We start from the raw sequence: 19,303 nt of genomic DNA, 5'->3' as shown, positions 1-19,303 counted from the left end.
ACCAAAACGCCCCCCTTTTCCGGACATTGACGAACGAAGCGACGAACGACCGGCTGCGGTACAACGATCGGTCAGCCTACCTCGCGCCTCTGACAACAGGGTCAGGGGGCGCGGTCCGGCCGCTTCCCCGAGACCAGGAAAACCACCGAGCGTTCACGCTCCGACCAGACTCCGGTATCCATGTCCACGGACTGGAGCAGGACGCATTCCACCGTGTAACCGCCCTCGCGCAGGGCGGTGCAGACGGCCTCGGCCTCGTCCCGTGTGGCCGCGTGGGTGACGATGCGCGCGGGCCTGCGGTCGGCGCACGCGATGACGACGTCCACTCCCCCGCCGCCGATGCGTACGACGTCGGGTTCGGGCAGATTCTCCAGTACGTGGGGCGCGCGGCCTTCCACGACTTCCAGTTGCACACCGGCGCGCCGGGCGGCGGCTGCCGTGCTCGCGCACGCCCCCGGTTCCGCGTCGACGGCGATCACAGCCGCGCCGAAACGCCCAGCCTCGGCGGCGAACGCGCCGCTGCCGGAGCCGATGTCCCACACCAGATCGCCGGTACGGGCCCCGAGCCGGGCGAGTTGGGCCGCGCGCAGCCAGCTGGACTCGCCCTCGTCGAGTTCGACGCCGTACTCCTCGGACGGCAGGGCCCAACCCCGCACGGCGGGCGGGAACTCGGGGTCGTGGGCCGCGATCCAGCCGCCGGTGCGGACGGGCGCGGTGCCGATGCCGCCGACGACGATGACCACGTTGGGGTCCCGCCAGACGTGGTCGGCCGCCTTGTCCGAGGTCAGGACGGTGACCTGTTCGCGCTCAGTGCCCAGTTCCTCGCAGATGACGAAGGTGCGGTGAACTCCCTGGAGCAGCAGGGCGAGTTCGGCGGGACCGGCGCCCGGGGACGTGAGGACGGCGACCTTGGTGTGCGCCCGGCACACATTGACCGCGCGCCGGAGTGTGCGCCGCTGGGCGACCACCACCTGCGCGTCGTCCCAGGGCATTCCGGCGCGGGCGAAGGCGGTGGCCACGGCGGAGACGGCCGGTACGACTTCGACCTCCAGGCCGTGCTCGGGCGCGCGCAGGGTGCGTACGACGCCGAAGAAGCCCGGGTCGCCGTCGGCGAGCACGACGGCGCTGCCGCGGTGCCCGGCGATCCTGCGGGCCGCGAGGTCCACGCTGCCGAGACGGATGCGTTCGGCGTCCGGCGGGATCTCCGGCAGGGCGAGATGGTGGGCGGCACCGGCCACCAGCGTGGCGGCGGCGAGGGCGGATCTGGCCGCGGGCGCGAGGGGCGAGCCGTCCCAGCCGATCACCGTGACGCGGTCGGCCATCGTCGTCAGTCTCCCGGGAGGTCGTCAGGTCGTTCTGTCGCAGGCCGGAGCCGCCGCGGATCGGTGTCGCGTGTGGGGTCCGCACCGTGGCGGTGCGTGTGAGGGTACCCGCCGGTCGTCGCGCGGTCCGCGAGGGGTCCTGGGAGGACGGTGGGGACGGGGAAGCCGCGGGCGTTCAGTTCCAGTCGGTGAAGGAGCCGTAGCCGCCCGCGTCCGCCATCTGGTCGGCCACGCCTTCGAGGTCTTCGGGCAGCAGGCTCCAGACGATGAGGTCCGTACGGATGTCGATCCAGCCGCCGGACTCCGTCTGCGTACGCGCTATCCACGCGTTGCGCAGGACGCCCTCGCTGATGCAGCCGGCCTTCTGCGCGACCTGCTGGGCCGCCGTGTTGTCGGCTGCGGTGCGCAGTTCGATGCGTTCGAAGGTCTGGTCGCGGAAGAGCCACTGCGCGACGGCGAGCACCGACTCGGTGGCATACCCCTCGCCGCGCGCCCAGGGGGCGGTGACGTAGGAGAGCTCGGTCGCCCGGGTGCGCCAGTTGGTGTTCTGGAGGCGCGCGAGGCCGACGAGGCGCTGGGTGAGGAACTCGGTGACGGCGAGGACCAGTCCGCGCCCCTCGGTGCGTTCCGCGGGGGCGATTCCGCGCACCCACTGCTCGGCGTCCCGGACGGTGTACGGGTACGGCGCCGACGTCCACGCGATGACCGGTTCGTCGTTCATCATCTCGATGTGCGCCGGGATGTCCGCGTCCTCGAACGGGCGCAGGACCAGCCGCTCGGTGCTGATGGAGACGTCCGGAAAGGTGGTAGTCATGCGCAGCTCCATGCCTCAGTCCGTCGTAAATGCACAGCATGCAGCATCGGGGGAGCCCCGCACACGGCCGGGGTGTACGGGGCTCCCGCCGAATTGACGGCCGGTTACGCGGGCGGACCGAAGGCGGGCAGCACGGCGCCGTTCTTGTAGGTGTCCTCGATGTACTTCTTCACCTGGGGCGAGTTGAGGAGTTTCGCGAGCTTCAGCACCCGCGGGTCCTTCTCGTTGCCCTCCTTGACGGCGAGGAAATTGGCGTACGGATTGTTCTCGGTCTTCTCCAGGGCCAGGGAGTCCTCGGCCGGGTTGAGGTCGGCCTCGATGGCGTAGTTGCCGTTGATGACCGCGGCGTCGACGTCGTTCAGGGCGCGGGGCAGGGTGGCGGCCTCCAGTTCCTTGAACTTCAGGCCCTTGTCGTCCTTGATGTCGGCCAGGGTGCCGTTGCCTTCGACGCCGTCCGCGAGCGTGATCACGTCGTTGTCGGCGAGGAGCTTCAGGGCGCGGCCCTCGTTCACCGTGTCGTTCGGGATGGCCACTGTCTGGCCGGACTTGAGGGCTCCGAGGTCGTTGACCGTCTTGGAGTAGAGGGCGAGCGGTTCCAGATGGACATTGACGACCGGAACGATGTGGGTGTCGTTCTTCTTGTTGAAGTCGTCGAGGTAGGGCTTGTTCTGGAAGTAGTTGGCGTCGACCTCGCCGCTCTCGGTGGCGGTGTTCGGCAGGACGTAGTCCGTGAACTCCTTGACGTCGAGCTTGAGTCCGGCGTCGGGGGCCAGTTCGTCCTTGATGAAGTTCAGGATGTCGGCGTGCGGTGTGGGGGACGCCGCGACGAGCAGTGGCTTGGACTCGTCGGCCTTGGCGCCGTCCGCGGTCTTCTCGGCCGGGTCGGACGAGGTGCCGCAGGCGCTGAGGCCGATGGCGAGTGCGGTGGTGGCCGCTGCGGCGGCGATCTTGAGGTGAGCGCGCACGAAGAGTGCCTCTTTCCGGTGTGGGTGGTTCGAGCCCGGACAAGGAGTGCGGGCCGGTGGGACATCTGGGGGGGGCGGCGGCGCCCTATGCCGTTCGGGTCCGGCGGGTCAGCAGCCGTACGGCGAGGTCGCCGAGGAGCTGGATCACGGTGACGATCAGGATCAGCACGACGACCGTGGCGATCATGAAGCCGTTCTCGAACCGCTGGAATCCGTAGGTGACGGCCTTGGAGCCGAGGCCTTCGCCGCCGACCGCGCCCGCCATGGCGGAGTAGCCGATGAGCGCGATGACAGTGGTGGTGGTGCCGGAGACGATCGACGGCAGGGCCTGGGGCAGCAGCACCTTGCGGACGATGGTGGGGATGGAGCCGCCCATGGCCTGGACGGCTTCGACCAGTCCGTGGTCGACCTCCCGTATCGCCGTCTCGACGAGCCGGGCGAAGAACGGGATCGCGCCGATGGCGAGCGGCACGATCATGGCCGTGGGGCCGATGAAGGTGCCGACGACGAAGGTCGTGAAGGGGATCAGCGCGATCAGCAGGATGATGAACGGCAGCGAACGGCCGATGTTCACGATCACGCCGACGACCTTGTTGACGGGGGTGTTCTGGAGCAGACCGCCCTTGTCGGTGAGGACGAGCAGGACGCCCAGCGGCAGTCCCCCGGCGACGGTGACCAGCGCCGACCACAGCACCATGTAGAGGGTGTCGAGCGTCCCCTGGCTGAGCAGTGGCTGCATTTCGGACCAGGTCACTTGGCATCTTCCTTGGTGAGCGGGGTGGACGGTTCGGTGGCCAGGGACGTCCCGGCGGTGTCCGCGGCCGGCTCCACAACCTCGACCTGGAGGCCCTGTTCGCGCAGGAAGCCGAGGGGGACGACGTTCTCCTCGAAGGCGCCCGGCAGTTCGATCCGCATCCGGCCGATCTGACGGCCGCCGACGGTGTCCATGGCCGCGCCGAGGATCGAGATGTCGATGTTGTAGGTGCGAGAAAGCTGGGAGATGACCGGCTGGGTGGCGCTCGCGCCCTGGAAGGTGACATCGATGACCGTGCTGCCGGGTCCGGCGACGGCACCGTCGACCGGGAACAGCTCGCGGGCCAGGCGCGAGCCGGGGGTGGCGAGGAGTTCGCCGACCGTGCCGGACTCGGTGATCCGCCCCTTCTCCATGAGCGCGGCCGAGTCGCAGATCGTCTTGACGACCTCCATCTCGTGCGTGATCAGCAGGATGGTGAGGCCGAGCTGCTGGTTGATGTCGCGCAGGAGTCCCAGGATCGAGCGGGTGGTCTCGGGGTCGAGGGCGCTCGTCGCCTCGTCGGAGAGCAGCACCTTCGGGTTGCCCGCGAGGGCGCGTGCGATACCGACGCGCTGCTTCTGGCCGCCGGAGAGCTGGGCCGGGTAGGCCCTCGCCTTGTCGGCGAGGCCGACGAGGTCGAGCAGTTCCAGCGCCCTGCGGGAGCGTTCCCGCGCGGGGTGGCCGAGGATCTCCAGCGGCAGTTCGATGTTGTCCTGGACGGTGCGCGACGACAGCAGGTTGAAGTGCTGGAAGACCATGCCGATGGAGCTGCGCGCGCGCCGCAGTTCCTTGCCGGCCCGCCGCCCGCGCCCGGCGAGCGCCGTCAGGTCGGTCCCGTCGACGGTCACGGTGCCGGCGGTGGGCCGCTCCAGAAGGTTGACGCAGCGGATGAGCGAGGACTTCCCGGCGCCGCTGCGGCCGACGACTCCGAAGACCTCGCCCTCGCGTACACGCAGGTCGACACCGTCGAGAGCGGTGATCTCAGGGCCGCGCGACCGGCCGGACCGGTAGACCTTGGTCAGGCCTGTAGTGGTGATCACAGGGGTTCCGTCACTGTCGGGTGCGCGGCACGAAGGCCGGGCGGGGCAGGGGGAGTTCGGGCGGTCCGATCTGGCGCGGCGCGACACCGCACGGCACGTCGGCCCGCGGCGGCCCGTGGCCGGCTCAGGGCCGTTCGCGGGTGCTGCGGTGGGTGACCGTGCGGGGCCGCCGACGGGCGTACGTGGTCCGGGTGCGTGACGTACGGGAGGTACGGACGTAACCGTGGACGTGGCGTCGCGTCTGTCGGGTCTCGCTTCGGGGCGCGAGGCTCAGGCAGGGGCCCTCAGTGGGCGCACATTCGACACAGACAACGAACACCGGGCGTCATGGTCGCCTCGGTCGCATACATGCGGCTGTTCGTCGTGGTCATGTCGGTAAGTAAAGCAGAGCTCATGTCCGGACTCCACCCTGCTGTCCGAATACCGAACGCCCCTCGGACGGCATGCCGCTCCCCGATTCCACGGCTCTGACCTGCGCATATATAGGCAAGCTGGCGTGGAAGGCGATGCCGGGGGTGGACTCGGAGCGGTCGCGGGCTGTGGCCAAGGCCACGGTCCCGTGGCCCGCCGCGTACCGTGGCCTGTTCCTCGCAGGGGCGGGCGCACCGGGCTTACCGGGCCGTAATACTCTCGACGGCATGCTTGTCGCCCTGACGGTCGCGGTCTCCGTGGCCGCCCTCGCCCTCGCCGCCTGGTGCGGTTACGCCGCGTACCGGGACCAGCCCACCAAGGACTGGCACTTCATCGGCATGGCGGTGGTTACGGCGCTGACATTCGTCCAACTGGTCGTCGGAATCGTCCAGTTGGCACGCGGTGAGGAGCCGGCCGACGGCTCGGTGATCTTCGTCTCGTATCTGATCGGCGCGTTCGCGGCCGTGCCCGCGGCCGGATTCCTGTCGTTGGCCGAGCGGACCCGCTGGGGTTCGGCCACGGTCTCGGCGGGCGCCGTCGTCCTCGCCGTACTCGAAGTGCGTCTGTACGACATCTGGGGAGGCTGACGGTGGAGACCGGGACGGGCGGCGCGGAAGTGAGCACCGGAGCGGGCACGGACGAGCGGCCCCCGGGGCGGACCAGGCTGGTCCAGGGGCCCGGTCTGCTGCTCGTCTGGCTGTACGGGGTGATGTCGGTCGGCGCGGTGTCGCGGACCGCCTTCGAGATCTCCACCAAGTTCGACCGGGCCCCGCTGGCCTACACGCTGTCGGGTGTCGCGGCCGTCGTGTACGTGTTCATCACCTACACGCTGGTACGGGGCGGCGAGACGGCCCGGAGGGTCGCGCTGGTGTGCTGCGCGGGCGAACTCGCCGGTGTGCTCACCGTCGGGACCTGGACGATCGTGAACCCCTCCGCCTTCCCCGACGCGACGGTCTGGTCCGGGTTCGGCTGGGGGTATCTCTTCATTCCCGTGCTGCTGCCGATCACGGGGATGCTGTGGCTGCGCAGGTCCCGACGGAGTTGAGCGGGTCGAGCGGTTGAGCTCTTGCGCCGTGGGGGCTCGTGAACGGTGGGCTCTTGAACGGTCGCCCGCCGTGGATCAGGCGCTGGCGGCGAAGGCTCCGGTGCCCGCCTCCTTCTCCAGCGTCACGAGGGTGAGACCGGGACCGGTCGGCTCGCTGGCCACCGGCGCGTACCCCTTGCTCCGGTACAGCCGCAGATTGCCCTCGCTGCGGTGGCCGGTGAAGAGCTGGAAGCGCTTGGCCGCCTCGTCGCCGGCGAAGCTGCCCTCTATGGCGTCGAGCAGCCGGCCGCCGAGACCGTGGTGCCGCATCCGCGGGTGAACGATAAGCTTGCCGATCCTGGCCGTGCCCTGCGCGTCGACAACGCCCCGCACGGAGGCCACGACTTCGCCGCCGAGCCTGGCCACGAGCGCGTGGCCGCGGGCGATCTCTTCCTTGAGGTCGTCAAGGGTCTGGGTCAACGGTTCGATGGTGTAGTCACCGTAGAGCTCCGCCTCGCTCTGGTAACACAGGTACTGAAGCTTGAGGATGTGTTCCGCGTCCTGTGCACTCGCTGCTGAGATGGTCACGCTCATGCCCATGTGTGCATGCCTCCCGCTCACCTGCTGCCGCCGGTTGTCTACCGCTCCTTTCCCCGGAGTTCAGGAGCCGCAACCTCTGTGATGAGCATTCTGCCCAGGCATCACAGGCATCCGGAACGCACTGACCCCAATCTCACCTGTGAGATACCCAACCCTCCTGCGAAATCGCGGGTGGTGGGGCCGTCGGACGACAACTTCCCAGCCGCCGGAGCGGGATGGGCGTCAGGTGTACGTTCTGGGGTCCCGCGCCCAAACCCGGAGTCGAACCCGGCCTCCACAGCGCATGGTTGTGCCCCGGCGGTCAACACCCGGCCGGGGCACACCATCAGGCGTTTCGGTCAGTCTTCACTGCCGGTGACCGCCGTCAGTCCTTGTTGAAGTCGGCGGCGGCCAGCAGACCCGTGTCGGGATTGTCGGTGAAGATGCCGTCGATGCCCTGCTCGAAGTAGACCTTGAAGGCCCCGAAGGCGTCGCCGTACGCGTTGGGGTCCGTACCGACCCGGAAGTCGGCCGGCAGGAAGCTGTTCTCGTTGCGCATCGTGTACGGGTGCAGGATCAGGTCCTTGGCGTGCGCGTCGCGCACCAGGGTGGTCGGCTTGCCCAGCTTGCCGTCCTTGTCCTTCGGGATGATCAGGTCCAGCCACGGGCCGATGCCCTGCGCGAACGACGCGATCCACGTCAGCCCCTTGGGCGTGATGAGGTCGGCCACGAAACGCGGGTCGCCCGCCTGCTTGAGGTCCCACGGCTGGGTGTTCGCGGCGTCGAAGAGCACGACGCGCGGGGTCGAGACCAGCTTGGCCATGCGCTGCATGCTGGTGGGCTCGAAGGACTGGAGGAAGAGCGGGGAGTCACGGCGGTCCCTGCCGTAGCGGCGCAGCAGCTTCGCGAGCCGCTCCTCCAGGCCGAGGCCGAGGCCACGGAAGTAGGTGGGGTGCTTCGTCTCGACGTACAGCCACACGGGCTCGCCCCGGCGCCGGCCCTCTTCGTCGGCCCACCGCAGGACCTCTTCGAAGGTGGGGATCTCCCAGCGGCCGTTGTAGACCGTGCCGTGCTGACGCGTCTGCGGGATGCGCTCCTTGGCGCGCAGCGTCTTCAGCTCGGCCAGCGTGAAGTCCTCGGTGAACCAGCCGGTGAGGCTGACCCCGTCGACGCTCTTGGTCGTCTTGCGGCCGGCGAACTCCGGGTGGTCGGCGACGTCCGTGGTCCCCGTGATGTCGTTCTCGTGACGGCAGACGAGGTGACCGTCCTTGGTGGGCACGAGGTCCTGCTCGATCACGTGCGCGCCGAGGTCGAGCGCGAGCTGGTACGAACCGAGGGTGTGCTCGGGCCGGTAGCCGCTGGCGCCGCGGTGGCCGACGATCGTCGGCACGGGCAGTCTCTTCTGCGGCGGGCGGTGCCCACCGTGTCCGCCGGCCTGCGCGGCCTGAGCGGTGCCGGCCGTACCGGCGGAAAGACCGAGTGCGGCCGAGCCGAGCACCGCCGCTCCGAGCACGGTCCTTCGCCCCGGGATGTTTTGCGCACCCTGTGTCATGAACGCTCCTTCATGTGATGTCCATGTGCTGTCCCGCACCTGTCAAGCAAGGGCTTGATCGTAGGGAGTCGCCCCCTACTGCGGGCAGACCGTGCGCGAACACACCGGAAACTCGTGCCAACACCGCGCGTCGGCCCCGGCCCGATGTGCGCGGGAGGCCGACCCGCGAGTATCGTCCTCACCTGCAGAGAGTTAGGGCCCGTTACCGAAACCGCTCACCAACCGGAGGACCCCGTTGTCCCGCTTTGCGCTCGTCAAAGCAGTGCTCGGACCGATCTTGCGTCTGATGTTCCGGCCACGGGTGGAGGGCGCCGAGAACATTCCGGGGACCGGTCCGGTGATCCTCGCCGGAAACCATCTGACCTTCATCGACTCGATGATCCTGCCGCTCGTCTGCGGCAGCCGTCAGGTCTTCTTCATCGGCAAGGACGAGTACGTCACCGGCAAGGGGATCAAGGGCCGGCTGATGGCCTGGTTCTTCACCGGCTGCGGCATGATCCCGGTGGACCGGGACGGCGGGCACGGCGGTGTCGCGGCGCTGATGACCGGCCGGCGGGTGCTGGAGGACGGTCAGATGTTCGGCATCTACCCCGAGGGCACGCGCTCCCCCGACGGCCGGCTGTACCGGGGCCGCACGGGCATCGCGCGGCTCACCCTGATGACGGGCGCGCCCGTGGTGCCCTTCGCGATGATCGGCACGGACAAGATCCAGCCGAACGGGGCGGGCATGCCGAGGCCGAGCCGGGTGACGGTCCGCTTCGGCGCGCCGATGGAGTTCTCGCGGTACGACGGGATGGACCGCGACCGCTATGTGCTGCGCGCGGTGACCGACTCCGTGATGACGGAGGTCATGCGGCTCGGCGGGCAGGAGTACGTGGACATGTACGCCACCAAGGCGAAGGCCGCCTGACGCCTTCCGTTGCATGTTCGGGCGCGCGGTCAGCCGGACGGCCCTTCGTCCGGCGGGCCGTCGGGCGGTGACCCGCCCGGCCTGGTCTGCTGCCCACCCGTCTCCCCCGCGGCCGGCAGCCACAGCACGAAGGTGCTGCCCACTCCTCTGCGGGAGGTCAGCCTGACCTGTCCGGCGTGCGATTCGACTATCTGACGGACGATCGCGAGTCCGAGGCCCGCGTGCCTGTCCCGGCCCGTGCCACCGCCGTTCCCCGCGCGCCAGAAGCGGTCGAAGACGCGGCCCTGGTCGTCGGCGTCGATGCCGGGTCCGGAGTCCTTCACCGAGACCCACAGCCAGCCGTCGCGCCGCCCCGTCGAGACCACGATGCGAGTACCCGCCGGGGAGAGCCGTACCGCGTTGGACAGCAGATTGCCGATGGCCCTGCGCAGCGCGTCGTGGTCCCCGATCGTGGTGTCGCCCCGGGTCAGCCTGCGGTCGAAGACGAGTCCCCGTTCGGCGGCCAGGACCGCGAACTCCTCGCAGGCCTCGTCGGCGACCACCGCGAGGTCGACGTCCGTGTCGGCCAGTGCCGGTGCGCTGCGGCGGGCGGTGGCCAGCAGGTCCTCGACCAGACGGGTCATCCGGGTGGTCGCCCGGTCGACGATCCTGACCGCCTCGCGCCGTTCCTGTTCGTCGGACTCCTCGGCCGTTAGTACGGCGTCGAGATTCGCCCGGATGATGGTGAGCGGGCTGCGCAGTTCGTGCGACGCGTCGTCGATGAGCTGGCGCTGGGCGCGGAAGCCGTCGTCCAGCCGGTCGAGCATGGAGTCGACGGTGTCGCCGAGTTCGCGCAGTTCGTCGCGCGGTCCGGTCAGCCGGATGCGCTGGGAGAGGTCGGTGGCCTGGATCTCGGCCGCCGTACGGGAGATGGCCCGGACGGGGCGCAGGGCGCGGCCGGAGAGCACCCAGCCGATGCCGAAGCTGGCGACGGCGATGCCGCCGAGAAGGAAGAAGGAGAAGCGGCGGAGGTTGTGCAGCGTCTGGTAGTTGACCGCCGCTTCCACGTCGCGGACCTTCACGACGTCGAAGTCGCCCACGTACTGGCCGCCGACGTACTTCTCCGCCGTGTACTCGTTGGTGACGGGGTGCGCGTCCCCGCTCTTCTCCACGACGACGTAGACGCCGCCTAGCACCAGCGCCGTGAGCACGAAGAGCAGTGCGGAGTACATCACGGTGAGCCGGAAGCGGACGGTGTGGACGAAGGCGGGCAGCGGGACACGGGCCGCCGCGCCGGCAAGCCTTCCGAAGCGCCCGGAGCCGCGGGTCATGGGGCGTCCATGAGCCGGTAGCCCTGGCGTATGACGGTCTCGATGAGCGGCGTGTCCTCGCCGGTGACCTTTCTGCGCAGCGAACCGACCGTGACGCGGACGGTGTTGGTGAACGGGTCGGCGTGTTCGTCCCAGACGTGCTCCAGCAGTTCCTCGGCGGGGACCACCCGGCCGGGACGGGTCATCAGATAGTGCAGGACGCTGAACTCCTTGGATGTCAGCCGGAGCGGGCGCTCGCCCCGGAACGCCTCGAACCTGGCGGTGTCCAGGCGCAGTTCGCCGACCGTGACGACCGAGGTGCCGCTGTCCTCGCGGCGCAGCAGGGCTCTGATACGGGCGAGCAGCTCGGGCAGGGCGAAGGGTTTGACCAGATAGTCGTCGGCGCCCTCGTCCAGGCCCCGTACGCGGTCGGCGAGCCGGTCGCGTGCGGTGAGCATCAGGATGCGGGGGCCGCCGGGCACGGCCCTGATGGTGCGGCAGACGGAGAACCCGTCGCCGTCGGGGAGCATCAGGTCGAGCAGGACGAGGTCGTACTCGTTGACGGACAGCTTCTCCAGTGCGGAGTCGACGTCGCCGGCCCAGTCGACCGCGTAACCGGCGCGGACGAGACCGACCCGGAGCGCGGCGACCAGGTCGGCCTCGTCCTCGACCGCGAGGATTCTCATGATGCGAACCTAACCTCCGTACGGCGGCGGCCGGGAGTGCCGCTGAGCGCTGCCCGGCCTGATCCAAACGACAGACCCTAGGGAAGCCGGGAGAACCAGAGCAGCGAGGTGGCGGCGGTCGCGAGTGCCGTGAGCAGTCCCGCGGCGACGAACCACTGCCAGATCTCGCGCTCCTCGGTGCGGTGTCCGACGGAGCTGCCGATGTCCTCGTAGACCTGCTGGAGTTCCTCTCCGGACGCGGCCTCGTGGTAGTCGCCCCCGGTGTCGGCGGCGAGCCCTTCCAGGGCGGGGCCGTCCGCGGGGACCTCCAGGGTGGTGCCGTTCGGCATCTCCACGACGCCGTCCTCCGTGCCGTACGCGATGGTCGACACCGGGATGGCGTCTCCGGCCACCTCTCGCGCTGCCTCCGCGACCGAGCGGCCCGCGGTGTTGGTGCCGTCGGAGAGGAGCACGATGTGGGCCGGCGGCGGGTCCTGTTCCGCCCGCTCGTCCAGGTCCCTGACCGCGTCACGTGCCGCGACGACGGCTTCCCCGATCGCCGTGCCCTCGCCGGTGGTCAGTCCGCTGATGGCGGAGCGCAGCACGTCGCGGTCGGTGGTCGGCGGTACGGCGACGGTGGCGGAGCCGCTGAAGGGGACGAGACCGGCGTTGAAGCGCGCGGGGAGCCGGTCGACGAAGTCGAGGGCGGCGCGCCGCGCGGCGGTGAAGCGGCTGGGGCTGACGTCGGTGGCTTCCATGGAGGCCGAGATGTCGAACGCGACGACGACGGTGGCCCGTTCGCGCGGCACCTGAACGTCGGTGGTGGGCCGGGCGAAGCCGACGACGAGCAGGGCCAGGGTGGCGCAGAAGGCGGCGGCGGGGATGTGCCTGCGCCGTCCCGGCTGCTCGGGCGCGACCTTGTCCAGCAGGTCGAGGTTGGTGAAGCGCACGGCGTAACGTCCGCGTCTGCGCTGTACGACGGCGTAGAGGGCGACCAGACCCGCGAGGGGGACGAGCAGGAGCAGCCAGCCGGGCGAGAGCAGCGTCATGTGCCGGCCCTCCCGCCGGGACCGCCCGCCGCGCCGCCGCTGCCGCCGCTGCCGCCGGTGGCGCGGCGTTGGGCCTCGACATGCCGTACGACGTCCCTGACCCAGTCGCGGTCGGTGCGCAGCCGCAGATGCGCGGCGCCGGAGCCGCGGATCGACTTGCTGATCAGGGTGCGCTGTTCCTGGGCGGCCTCGGCGTACCGGGCGCGCAACTTCCTTGAGTGGGTGGGTACTTCGCGGCTCCGCCCGGTCTCGGGATCGACGAGGGTGAGCATCCCGACGTCGGGCAGCTCCAGTTCCCGGGGGTCGGTGATCTCCACGGCGAGTACTTGGTGGCGGTGCGCGAGCACGCGCAGCGGGCGTTCCCAGCCGGTCTCCAGGAAGTCGGACACGACGGCGACCAGACCGCGCGGCGGCTGAAGGGTGTGCAGGGCGCGCAGCGCCGTCTCCAGGGTGCGCCCGTGGAGTTGTCCGGGAACGGCGGGCTCGCGCGGGCGCTCCAGGACGGCCCGCAGGAGGGCGAGCAGCTGGCGGCGACCGCCGCGTGGCGGGATGCGCCGGATTCCGCCGGGGCCGGTGATCTGGGCGCCGACGCGGTTGCCGGTCCGTTCGGTGAGGAAGGCGACGGCCGCGGCGGCGCCGACGGCGAGGTCGCGCTTCTCCATCCGCGCGGTGCCGAAGTCCATGCTGGCGGTCGCGTCGAGCACGATCCAGGTGGTGAGTTCGCGGTCGGCGAGGGTGAGGCGGACATGGGGACGGGTGGTGCGGGCGGTGGCGTTCCAGTCCATCCGGCGGACGTCGTCGACGCCCGGCTCGTACAGACGGGTCTCGGCGGGTTCACTGCCGGGGCCGCCGTGACGGCCGGGGTGGTCGCCCTGGAGGAGCCCGTCGGGGCGCCGGGTGAAGAGGAGTTCGAGATGGCGCAGGGCCTGTTCGGGCGTGAGTTCGCGGAGTGTGGGACCGGTCATGCCGCGTCCTCGCGGTGCTCGGTCCAGGAGTCTCCCGCCGGGGCGTCGACGGGCGTCTCGCCCGCCACCGGGTCCTGGCGCGGAGTGATCCGGGGCTGGTCGACGGCCGATAGGACCTCGTCGACGATCTCGGCGGCGGTGACACCGTCGGCGAGCGCGTCGAAGGAGAGCACCAGGCGATGCGCGAGGACCTCGTGCGCCAGGTCCCGGACGTCCTGCGGCAGTACGTAGCGCCGGCCGCGCAGCAGGGCGGTGGCGCGGGCCGCCGCGACGAGGCCGAGCGTGGCGCGCGGGCCCGCGCCGTGCGCCAGCCGGCCGTCGGCGTGGGCGCGTTCGCGGGTGGCGCAGACGAGCCGTACCGCGTACTCGGCCACCGCGTGGTGGACGAACACGTTGTCGGCGGCCCGCTGGAGGCCGATGACCAGGTCGGGGGTGAGGACGGGCCGGGGCTTCGGCGGGTCGACGCTCATCCGGTAGAGGATCGCCAGCTCCTCGGACTCGGAGGGGGTGGCGATGTCGACCTTGAGCAGGAAACGGTCGCGCTGGGCCTCGGGGAGCTGATACACACCCTCGGACTCGATGGGGTTCTGGGTGGCGAGCACGAGGAAGGGGCGGGGCACCTCGATGGTCGTGCCGCCGATGGAGACCTGGTGTTCGGCCATGACTTCGAGGAGGGCGGACTGGACCTTGGCGGGGGCGCGGTTGATCTCGTCGGCGAGGACGAAGTTGGCGACGACGGGGCCGGGTTCGACCGTGAACGTCTCGGTCGACTGCCGGTAGATCCGGGTGCCGGTGATGTCCGACGGCACCAGGTCGGGGGTGAACTGGAGCCGGGTGAACTCTCCTCCCACCACCCGGGCCAGGGTCTTGGCGGCGAGTGTCTTGGCGACGCCGGGCACGCCCTGGAGGAGGCAGTGCCCGCGGGCCAGTACGGCGGTGAACATCCGCTCCACCATGCGGTCCTGCCCGACGATGACCCGCTTGACCTCGAACAGCGCCTCTTCGAGTAGCTTCTCCTCGACGGTGTGGGCGTGGGCGTCGGTGTGGGCGCCGGTCACAGCGCGTCCGCGGGATCGGCCGTGTCCGCCGCCTCGGCGGGCGCCGACGGCGCCTGCTTCTCCGGGCAGTCGTCCTTGTCCGCGACGGCGGCGCCGGGAGCTTCCTCGTCGACGACGAGCCGTACCTCGTCGGGCGGCGTGCTGCCGCCGTCGGCGAGGGCGGCGCCGCCGACGGCGGTGATTCCCGCCGCGGCCAGAACAGTGATCGCGGCGAGGGCGGTGCCGCGCGTACGACGTGTCATGGTCTTCTCGCTCCTTGGGGCTGGGAAGCCGGTGTCGGAGGACAGACCATCAGGCGAAGGCGAAAACGGACCTAAAGCGGGGGACGCTCGCTGGTCAGGGCCGGTACGGGAGGGCCGGACGGTGCGGCGGGTGTCTCGGTGTGGTCCGCCAGCTTCTGGCCGCGCAGCAGGAACCACGCCGCCACCGAGGCCGCGAGCAGGACCGCCGCTCCGGCGCCCGCCGCGATGCTCAGGCCCTCGACGAACGCCTCCCGGGCCGCAGCGACCAGTTCCGCCGCCTGGTGGGCGGGGACGGTGCCCGCCGCCTCGACCGCGCCGCCCAGGGACTCGTGCGCGGCGTCGGCCGCCCCGGCCGGTACGTCCCGCGGGGTGGGGAAGCCCCGGTAGACACCCGTGACGATCGAGCCGAGGAGCGCGATACCGAGGGCGGCGCCCAGTTCGTACGCGGTCTCGGACACCGCCGATGCCGCGCCGGCCTGTTCCTTGGGGACGCTGGAGAGGATCACGTCGGCCGTGACCGTGAAGGAGAATCCCGCGCCGACGCCGACCACGAGCAGCACGGCGCCGAGCATCGGATAGCCGGTGTGCTCGGTCAGTGCGACGAGGGCCGCGGTCGCCAGGCCCACACCGGCGAGGCCGCCGGCGACCACCAGCCGTACGGAGAACCGCCGGGCGGCCCGGCCCGCGAGCAGACCCGCCGTCACGGCGCCGACTGCGGCGGGCAGTTCGGCCAGGCCCGCCTCCAACGGCCCCCTCCCCTGGACGAGTTGCAGATACTGCGAGAGGAAGAAGACCAGCCCCGACAGACCGAAGATCGTCAGCAGGTCGGCCAGGACGGCGCCGGAGAAGCCGCGGTTCCTGAACAGCCGCATGTCGAGCAGCGGGTGACGGATCCTCAGCTGTCTGCGGACGAAGCCGGTGAGCGCCACGCCGCCGATCACCGCCGCCGCCGCGATGTCCCAGCGCAGCCCGTACGCCGCCGCTTCCTTGACGGCGTACACGATCCCGACGATCCCGACGAGCGACAGCACGACGCTCGTCAGGTCCCAGGGACCGGGCGCGGGGTTCTTCGACTCCGGGAGCAGTCTCACGCCGACGATGACGAGGACCGCCATGACGGGCAGGTTGATCAGGAAGACCGAGCCCCACCAGAAGTGCTCCAGCAGGAATCCGCCGACGACCGGTCCCACAGCCGCGCCCGCCGACGCCGCGGCGCCCCAGATACCGATGGCGACGCTGCGTTCCCTGGGGTCGTGGAAGATGTTGCGGATCAGGGCGAGCGTGGCGGGCATCAGCGTCGCACCGGCGACACCCAGCAGCGCCCGCGCGACGATCATCATCTCGGGGCTGGTCGCGTACGCGTTGATCACGGAGACGGCGCCGAAGGCCACCGCGCCCGTCAGCAGCAGCTTCTTCCGCCCGATCCGGTCGCCGAGACTGCCCATGGAGACGAGCAGGCCGGCGATGACGAACGAGTAGATGTCGCCGATCCAGAGCAGTTGGGTGCCGGACGGCTTGAGGTCCTCGCTCAGGAACGGTGTGGCCAGGCCGAGCACCGTGGCGTCGACCGCCACCAGCAGCACGGCCAGGACGAGTACGGACAGGGCGAGCCAGCGCCCCGGGCGGTGCGTCACGTCCGTAAGCTCCGTCGCCTTCGCCTTCCCCGTCGCCACCTTCGCCGTCCGGTCGGTGCCGGTCATCACTCCACGCTCCGTCGTGCTCCGCCGAGCAGCAGCTCGGCGATCATGTACTGGAAGTCCTTCGCCGCGACCCGGCCGTCCTGGATGGCCCACGCGGCGGTGCCGACAAGGCCGTAGAACGCCTCGGTGAGCCAGGCGGGTGGCAGGTCGATCCGGAACTCGCCCCCTTCCTGTCCGCGCCGGAAGAGCGCCGAGACCCGGGCGTCGAGCCGGTCCCAGCCCTCGTTCACGTCGCCCTCGAAGAGCTGGTTCTCGGTGACCAGGAAGGCCAGGAGCCCGGCGGCGGGCTCGACCTCGGCGATGAGCCTGCGGAGCGCGTCGCTCGCGGTTCCCTCGTCCGTCCGCGCCGCGTCGAGCGCCGCTTCGCACTCCCGGATGCCCAGCTCCTCCAGCGCCTTGACCAGGGCGTCACGCCCCGCGAAGTGCCGGTGCAGGGTGGCCCGGCCGATACCGGAGGCCCGCGCGACCTCGTCCATGGTGGCGGTGGCCTTGCGGGTGAGGAGGGCGGCGGCGGTACGCAGCACCTGGTCACGATCGACTGTCATGAGACAACCATAACCCAAATGAGACACTGACGTCTCAACGATCACGGGCCACTGTCGAGTGGGGCCCCGCCACGGGATATCTTGATGTCGAGCAATGTTGCAGACGTGGAGCGGAGCACCCGGTGACAGACTCGACCATCATTTACACGCACACCGACGAGGCCCCGGCCTTGGCCACCTACTCATTCCTGCCTGTGGTCGAGGCCTATGCCTCGACGGCCGGGGTCACGGTGGAGCGCCGTGACATCTCCCTGGCGGGCCGGATCATCGCCGGTTTCGCCGATCGTCTCGAACCGGGACAGCGGATCGACGACGCACTCGCCGAGCTCGGCGCCCTGGCCAAGACCCCCGCGGCCAACATCATCAAGCTGCCGAACATCTCAGCGTCGATCCCGCAGCTCAAGGCCGCGATCGCCGAGCTCCAGCAGCAGGGTTACGCGCTCCCCGACTACCCGGACGACCCGAAGTCCGACGAGGACAGGGACGTACGGGCGCGCTACGACAAGGTCAAGGGCAGCGCCGTGAACCCGGTGCTGCGCGAGGGCAACTCGGACCGCCGCGCCCCCGCGTCGGTGAAGAACTACGCCAAGGCGCACCCGCACCGGATGGGCGCCTGGACGGCCGGTTCGAAGACGAACGTCGCGCACATGGACGCCGACGACTTCCGCTCCACCGAGAAGTCCGCCGTGATCGCGGAGGACGGCTCGCTGCGGATCGAGCTGGTGGGCGACGACGGGAACACCACCGTCCTGCGTGAGTCGGTGCCCGTGCTGGCCGGCGAGGTCGTGGACGTGTCAGCGATGCGCGTCGCCGCGCTGCGTGAGTTCCTGACGGCGCAGATCGCCCGCGCCAAGGCCGAGGACGTGCTCTTCTCGGTGCACCTCAAGGCCACGATGATGAAGGTCTCCGACCCGATCATCTTCGGTCACACGGTGCGTGCCTTCTTCCCCAAGACGTTCGCCGAGCACGGTCACGCGCTCGCCGAGGCCGGTCTGAGCCCGAACGACGGTCTCGGCGGGATCCTCAAGGGTCTCCAGTCGCTGCCCGGCGGATCGAAGATCGCCGACTCCTTCGCCGCCGAACTGGCCGAAGGCCCGGCGCTCGCGATGGTCGACTCCGACAAGGGCATCACCAACCTGCACGTCCCGAGCGATGTCATCGTCGACGCCTCGATGCCTGCCATGATCCGCACCTCGGGCCATATGTGGGGCCCGGACGGCGCCGAGGCCGACACGCTCGCCGTCATCCCGGACAGCAGCTACGCGGGCATCTACCAGGTCGTCATCGACGACTGCCGCGCCAACGGCGCCTACGACCCGTCGACCATGGGCTCGGTGCCCAACGTCGGTCTGATGGCGCAGGCGGCCGAGGAGTACGGCAGCCACGACAAGACCTTCGAGATCCCGGCCACCGGCACGGTGCGTGTCGTGGACACGGCGGGCAACGCTGTACTGGAACAGACGGTCAGCGCCGGCGACGTCTTCCGGATGTGCCAGACCAAGGACGTGCCGATCCAGGACTGGGTCAAGCTCGCCGTCGGCCGCGCCCGCGCCACCGGCGACCCGGCCGTGTTCTGGCTGGACGAGGGCCGCGCGCACGACGCCAACCTGATCGCCAAGGTCAGCGCGTACCTGCCCGAGCACGACACCGATGGCCTGCGCATCGAGATCATGAACCCCGTGGACGCGATCGCGTTCTCGCTGGAGCGCATCCGGCGCGGCGAGGACACCATCTCGGTCACCGGCAACGTCCTGCGCGACTATCTGACCGACCTCTTCCCGATCCTGGAGCTCGGTACGAGCGCCAAGATGCTCTCGGTCGTGCCGCTCATCAACGGCGGCGGGCTCTTCGAGACGGGCGCGGGCGGCTCGGCGCCCAAGCACGTGCAGCAGCTCGTCAAGGAGGACTACCTGCGCTGGGACAGCCTGGGCGAGTTCCTCGCGCTGGCCGTCAGCTTCGAGCATCTCGCGACCACCACCGGCAACGCGCGCGCGCAGGTGCTGGCCGACACGCTCGACCGCGCCACCGGCTCGTTCCTGAGCGAGAACAAGTCGCCCAGCCGCAAGGTCGGCGGGATCGACAACCGCGGCAGCCACTTCTACCTGGCGCTCTACTGGGCGCGGGAGCTGGCCGGGCAGACCGAGGACGCGCAGCTCGCCTCCGCGTTCGAGGCTCTCGCCAAGACGCTGACCGAGCAGGAGGAGACGATCGTCGGCGAACTCCTCGCCGTGCAGGGGGCGCCCGCCGACATCGGCGGCTACTACCAGCCGGACCCGGCCAAGGCCGAGGCCGTGATGCGGCCGTCGAAGACGTTCAACCAGGCGATCTCGACGCTGGGTTGATCCCAGGCATACGAAAGCGCCGGGCGGGCCGCAGCAGC

18 protein-coding genes and 1 pseudogene are annotated in these 19,303 nt (G+C 70.3%); 4 read left to right on the top strand and 15 right to left on the bottom strand.

Features of this window, described 5'->3' with window-relative positions; genetic code table 11:
* Positions 1-101: 101 nt before the first annotated feature.
* The 5 genes from cbiE to ACFWV8_RS27630 form a co-directional block, all read right to left on the bottom strand.
* Positions 102-1,322, bottom strand: coding sequence for a precorrin-6y C5,15-methyltransferase (decarboxylating) subunit CbiE (gene cbiE / locus ACFWV8_RS27650; protein ID WP_384209263.1), 1,221 nt, complete (start codon positions 1,320-1,322; stop codon positions 102-104).
* Positions 1,323-1,497: 175 nt separating this feature from the next.
* Positions 1,498-2,136, bottom strand: a complete 639-nt coding sequence (locus tag ACFWV8_RS27645; protein ID WP_384209258.1) for a GNAT family N-acetyltransferase — start codon at positions 2,134-2,136, stop codon at positions 1,498-1,500.
* Positions 2,137-2,240: 104 nt separating this feature from the next.
* Positions 2,241-3,101 carry a MetQ/NlpA family ABC transporter substrate-binding protein gene (locus ACFWV8_RS27640; RefSeq protein ID WP_384209252.1) on the bottom strand — a complete coding sequence of 287 codons (861 nt, stop codon included), beginning with the start codon at positions 3,099-3,101 and terminating at the stop codon, positions 2,241-2,243.
* Between the two features lie 85 nt (positions 3,102-3,186).
* Entirely contained in the window at positions 3,187-3,855 is a 669-nt protein-coding gene (locus ACFWV8_RS27635) for a methionine ABC transporter permease (protein WP_384209247.1), read from the bottom strand.
* On the bottom strand, positions 3,852-4,934 hold the full coding sequence (locus ACFWV8_RS27630; RefSeq protein ID WP_384209242.1) for a methionine ABC transporter ATP-binding protein: 1,083 nt from the start codon (positions 4,932-4,934) through the stop codon (positions 3,852-3,854). The genes ACFWV8_RS27635 and ACFWV8_RS27630 overlap by 4 nt, the downstream gene beginning before the upstream one ends.
* 638 nt (positions 4,935-5,572) lie before the next feature.
* On the opposite strand from ACFWV8_RS27630, the gene ACFWV8_RS27625 reads away from it, so the two are divergent.
* Together ACFWV8_RS27625 and ACFWV8_RS27620 are read left to right on the top strand one after the other, a co-directional pair.
* The gene (locus ACFWV8_RS27625) at positions 5,573-5,932 is read left to right on the top strand and encodes a hypothetical protein (RefSeq protein WP_384209239.1); all 360 of its coding nucleotides are present in this window, start codon (positions 5,573-5,575) and stop codon (positions 5,930-5,932) included.
* A 2-nt stretch (positions 5,933-5,934) separates the two neighbouring features.
* Complete coding sequence (locus ACFWV8_RS27620; protein WP_384209236.1) at positions 5,935-6,390, top strand: hypothetical protein; 456 nt, start codon at positions 5,935-5,937, stop codon at positions 6,388-6,390.
* Between the two features lie 75 nt (positions 6,391-6,465).
* On the opposite strand, the gene ACFWV8_RS27615 is transcribed toward ACFWV8_RS27620, so the two are convergent.
* Both ACFWV8_RS27615 and ACFWV8_RS27610 read right to left on the bottom strand, forming a co-directional pair.
* On the bottom strand, positions 6,466-6,969 hold the full coding sequence (locus ACFWV8_RS27615; RefSeq protein ID WP_384209233.1) for a GNAT family N-acetyltransferase: 504 nt from the start codon (positions 6,967-6,969) through the stop codon (positions 6,466-6,468).
* A 364-nt stretch (positions 6,970-7,333) separates the two neighbouring features.
* Positions 7,334-8,500: a glycerophosphodiester phosphodiesterase gene (locus tag ACFWV8_RS27610; protein ID WP_329389798.1), complete on the bottom strand. Its 1,167-nt coding sequence runs from the start codon at positions 8,498-8,500 to the stop codon at positions 7,334-7,336.
* A gap of 144 nt (positions 8,501-8,644) precedes the next feature.
* On the opposite strand from ACFWV8_RS27610, the pseudogene ACFWV8_RS27605 reads away from it, so the two are divergent.
* Positions 8,645-9,410 (top strand): annotated as a pseudogene (locus ACFWV8_RS27605) (lysophospholipid acyltransferase family protein).
* Between the two features lie 29 nt (positions 9,411-9,439).
* On the opposite strand, the gene ACFWV8_RS27600 reads toward ACFWV8_RS27605, so the two are convergent.
* The 8 genes from ACFWV8_RS27600 to ACFWV8_RS27565 all read right to left on the bottom strand — a co-directional run bounded on the left by ACFWV8_RS27600 (position 9,440) and on the right by ACFWV8_RS27565 (position 16,923).
* Complete coding sequence (locus ACFWV8_RS27600) at positions 9,440-10,720, bottom strand: sensor histidine kinase (RefSeq protein ID WP_384209228.1); 1,281 nt, start codon at positions 10,718-10,720, stop codon at positions 9,440-9,442.
* A complete protein-coding gene (locus ACFWV8_RS27595) occupies positions 10,717-11,385 on the bottom strand; it encodes a response regulator transcription factor (protein ID WP_329389791.1) in 669 nt (222 codons plus the stop codon). Before ACFWV8_RS27595 ends, ACFWV8_RS27600 begins: the two co-directional genes overlap by 4 nt.
* Before the next feature lie 77 nt (positions 11,386-11,462).
* On the bottom strand, positions 11,463-12,413 hold the full coding sequence (locus ACFWV8_RS27590; protein WP_384209226.1) for a VWA domain-containing protein: 951 nt from the start codon (positions 12,411-12,413) through the stop codon (positions 11,463-11,465).
* Positions 12,410-13,378 carry a DUF58 domain-containing protein gene (locus tag ACFWV8_RS27585; protein WP_384209223.1) on the bottom strand — a complete coding sequence of 323 codons (969 nt, stop codon included), beginning with the start codon at positions 13,376-13,378 and terminating at the stop codon, positions 12,410-12,412. The genes ACFWV8_RS27590 and ACFWV8_RS27585 overlap by 4 nt, the downstream gene beginning before the upstream one ends.
* Positions 13,375-14,436 (bottom strand): AAA family ATPase, encoded by a 1,062-nt coding sequence (locus ACFWV8_RS27580; protein ID WP_384209221.1) that lies wholly within the window; start codon positions 14,434-14,436, stop codon positions 13,375-13,377. Before ACFWV8_RS27580 ends, ACFWV8_RS27585 begins: the two co-directional genes overlap by 4 nt.
* On the bottom strand, positions 14,433-14,678 hold the full coding sequence (locus ACFWV8_RS27575; RefSeq protein WP_384209218.1) for a hypothetical protein: 246 nt from the start codon (positions 14,676-14,678) through the stop codon (positions 14,433-14,435). The genes ACFWV8_RS27580 and ACFWV8_RS27575 overlap by 4 nt, the downstream gene beginning before the upstream one ends.
* A gap of 71 nt (positions 14,679-14,749) precedes the next feature.
* Complete coding sequence (locus ACFWV8_RS27570; protein WP_384209215.1) at positions 14,750-16,378, bottom strand: MFS transporter; 1,629 nt, start codon at positions 16,376-16,378, stop codon at positions 14,750-14,752.
* Positions 16,378-16,923 carry a TetR/AcrR family transcriptional regulator gene (locus tag ACFWV8_RS27565; RefSeq protein ID WP_384209211.1) on the bottom strand — a complete coding sequence of 182 codons (546 nt, stop codon included), beginning with the start codon at positions 16,921-16,923 and terminating at the stop codon, positions 16,378-16,380. The genes ACFWV8_RS27570 and ACFWV8_RS27565 overlap by 1 nt, the downstream gene beginning before the upstream one ends.
* A gap of 122 nt (positions 16,924-17,045) precedes the next feature.
* Here ACFWV8_RS27565 and ACFWV8_RS27560 point away from each other — a divergent pair, with 122 nt between their 5' ends.
* Positions 17,046-19,265: an NADP-dependent isocitrate dehydrogenase gene (locus ACFWV8_RS27560; protein WP_384209208.1), complete on the top strand. Its 2,220-nt coding sequence runs from the start codon at positions 17,046-17,048 to the stop codon at positions 19,263-19,265.
* The last annotated feature ends 38 nt before the right edge of the window (positions 19,266-19,303 follow it).

The organism is Streptomyces sp. NPDC058665 (genome assembly GCF_042714995.1).
Taxonomy (GTDB): Bacteria; Actinomycetota; Actinomycetes; order Streptomycetales; family Streptomycetaceae; genus Streptomyces.
The sequence above is the reverse complement of the archived record's forward strand: the minus strand, read 5'-3'. Positions and strand labels throughout refer to the sequence as shown.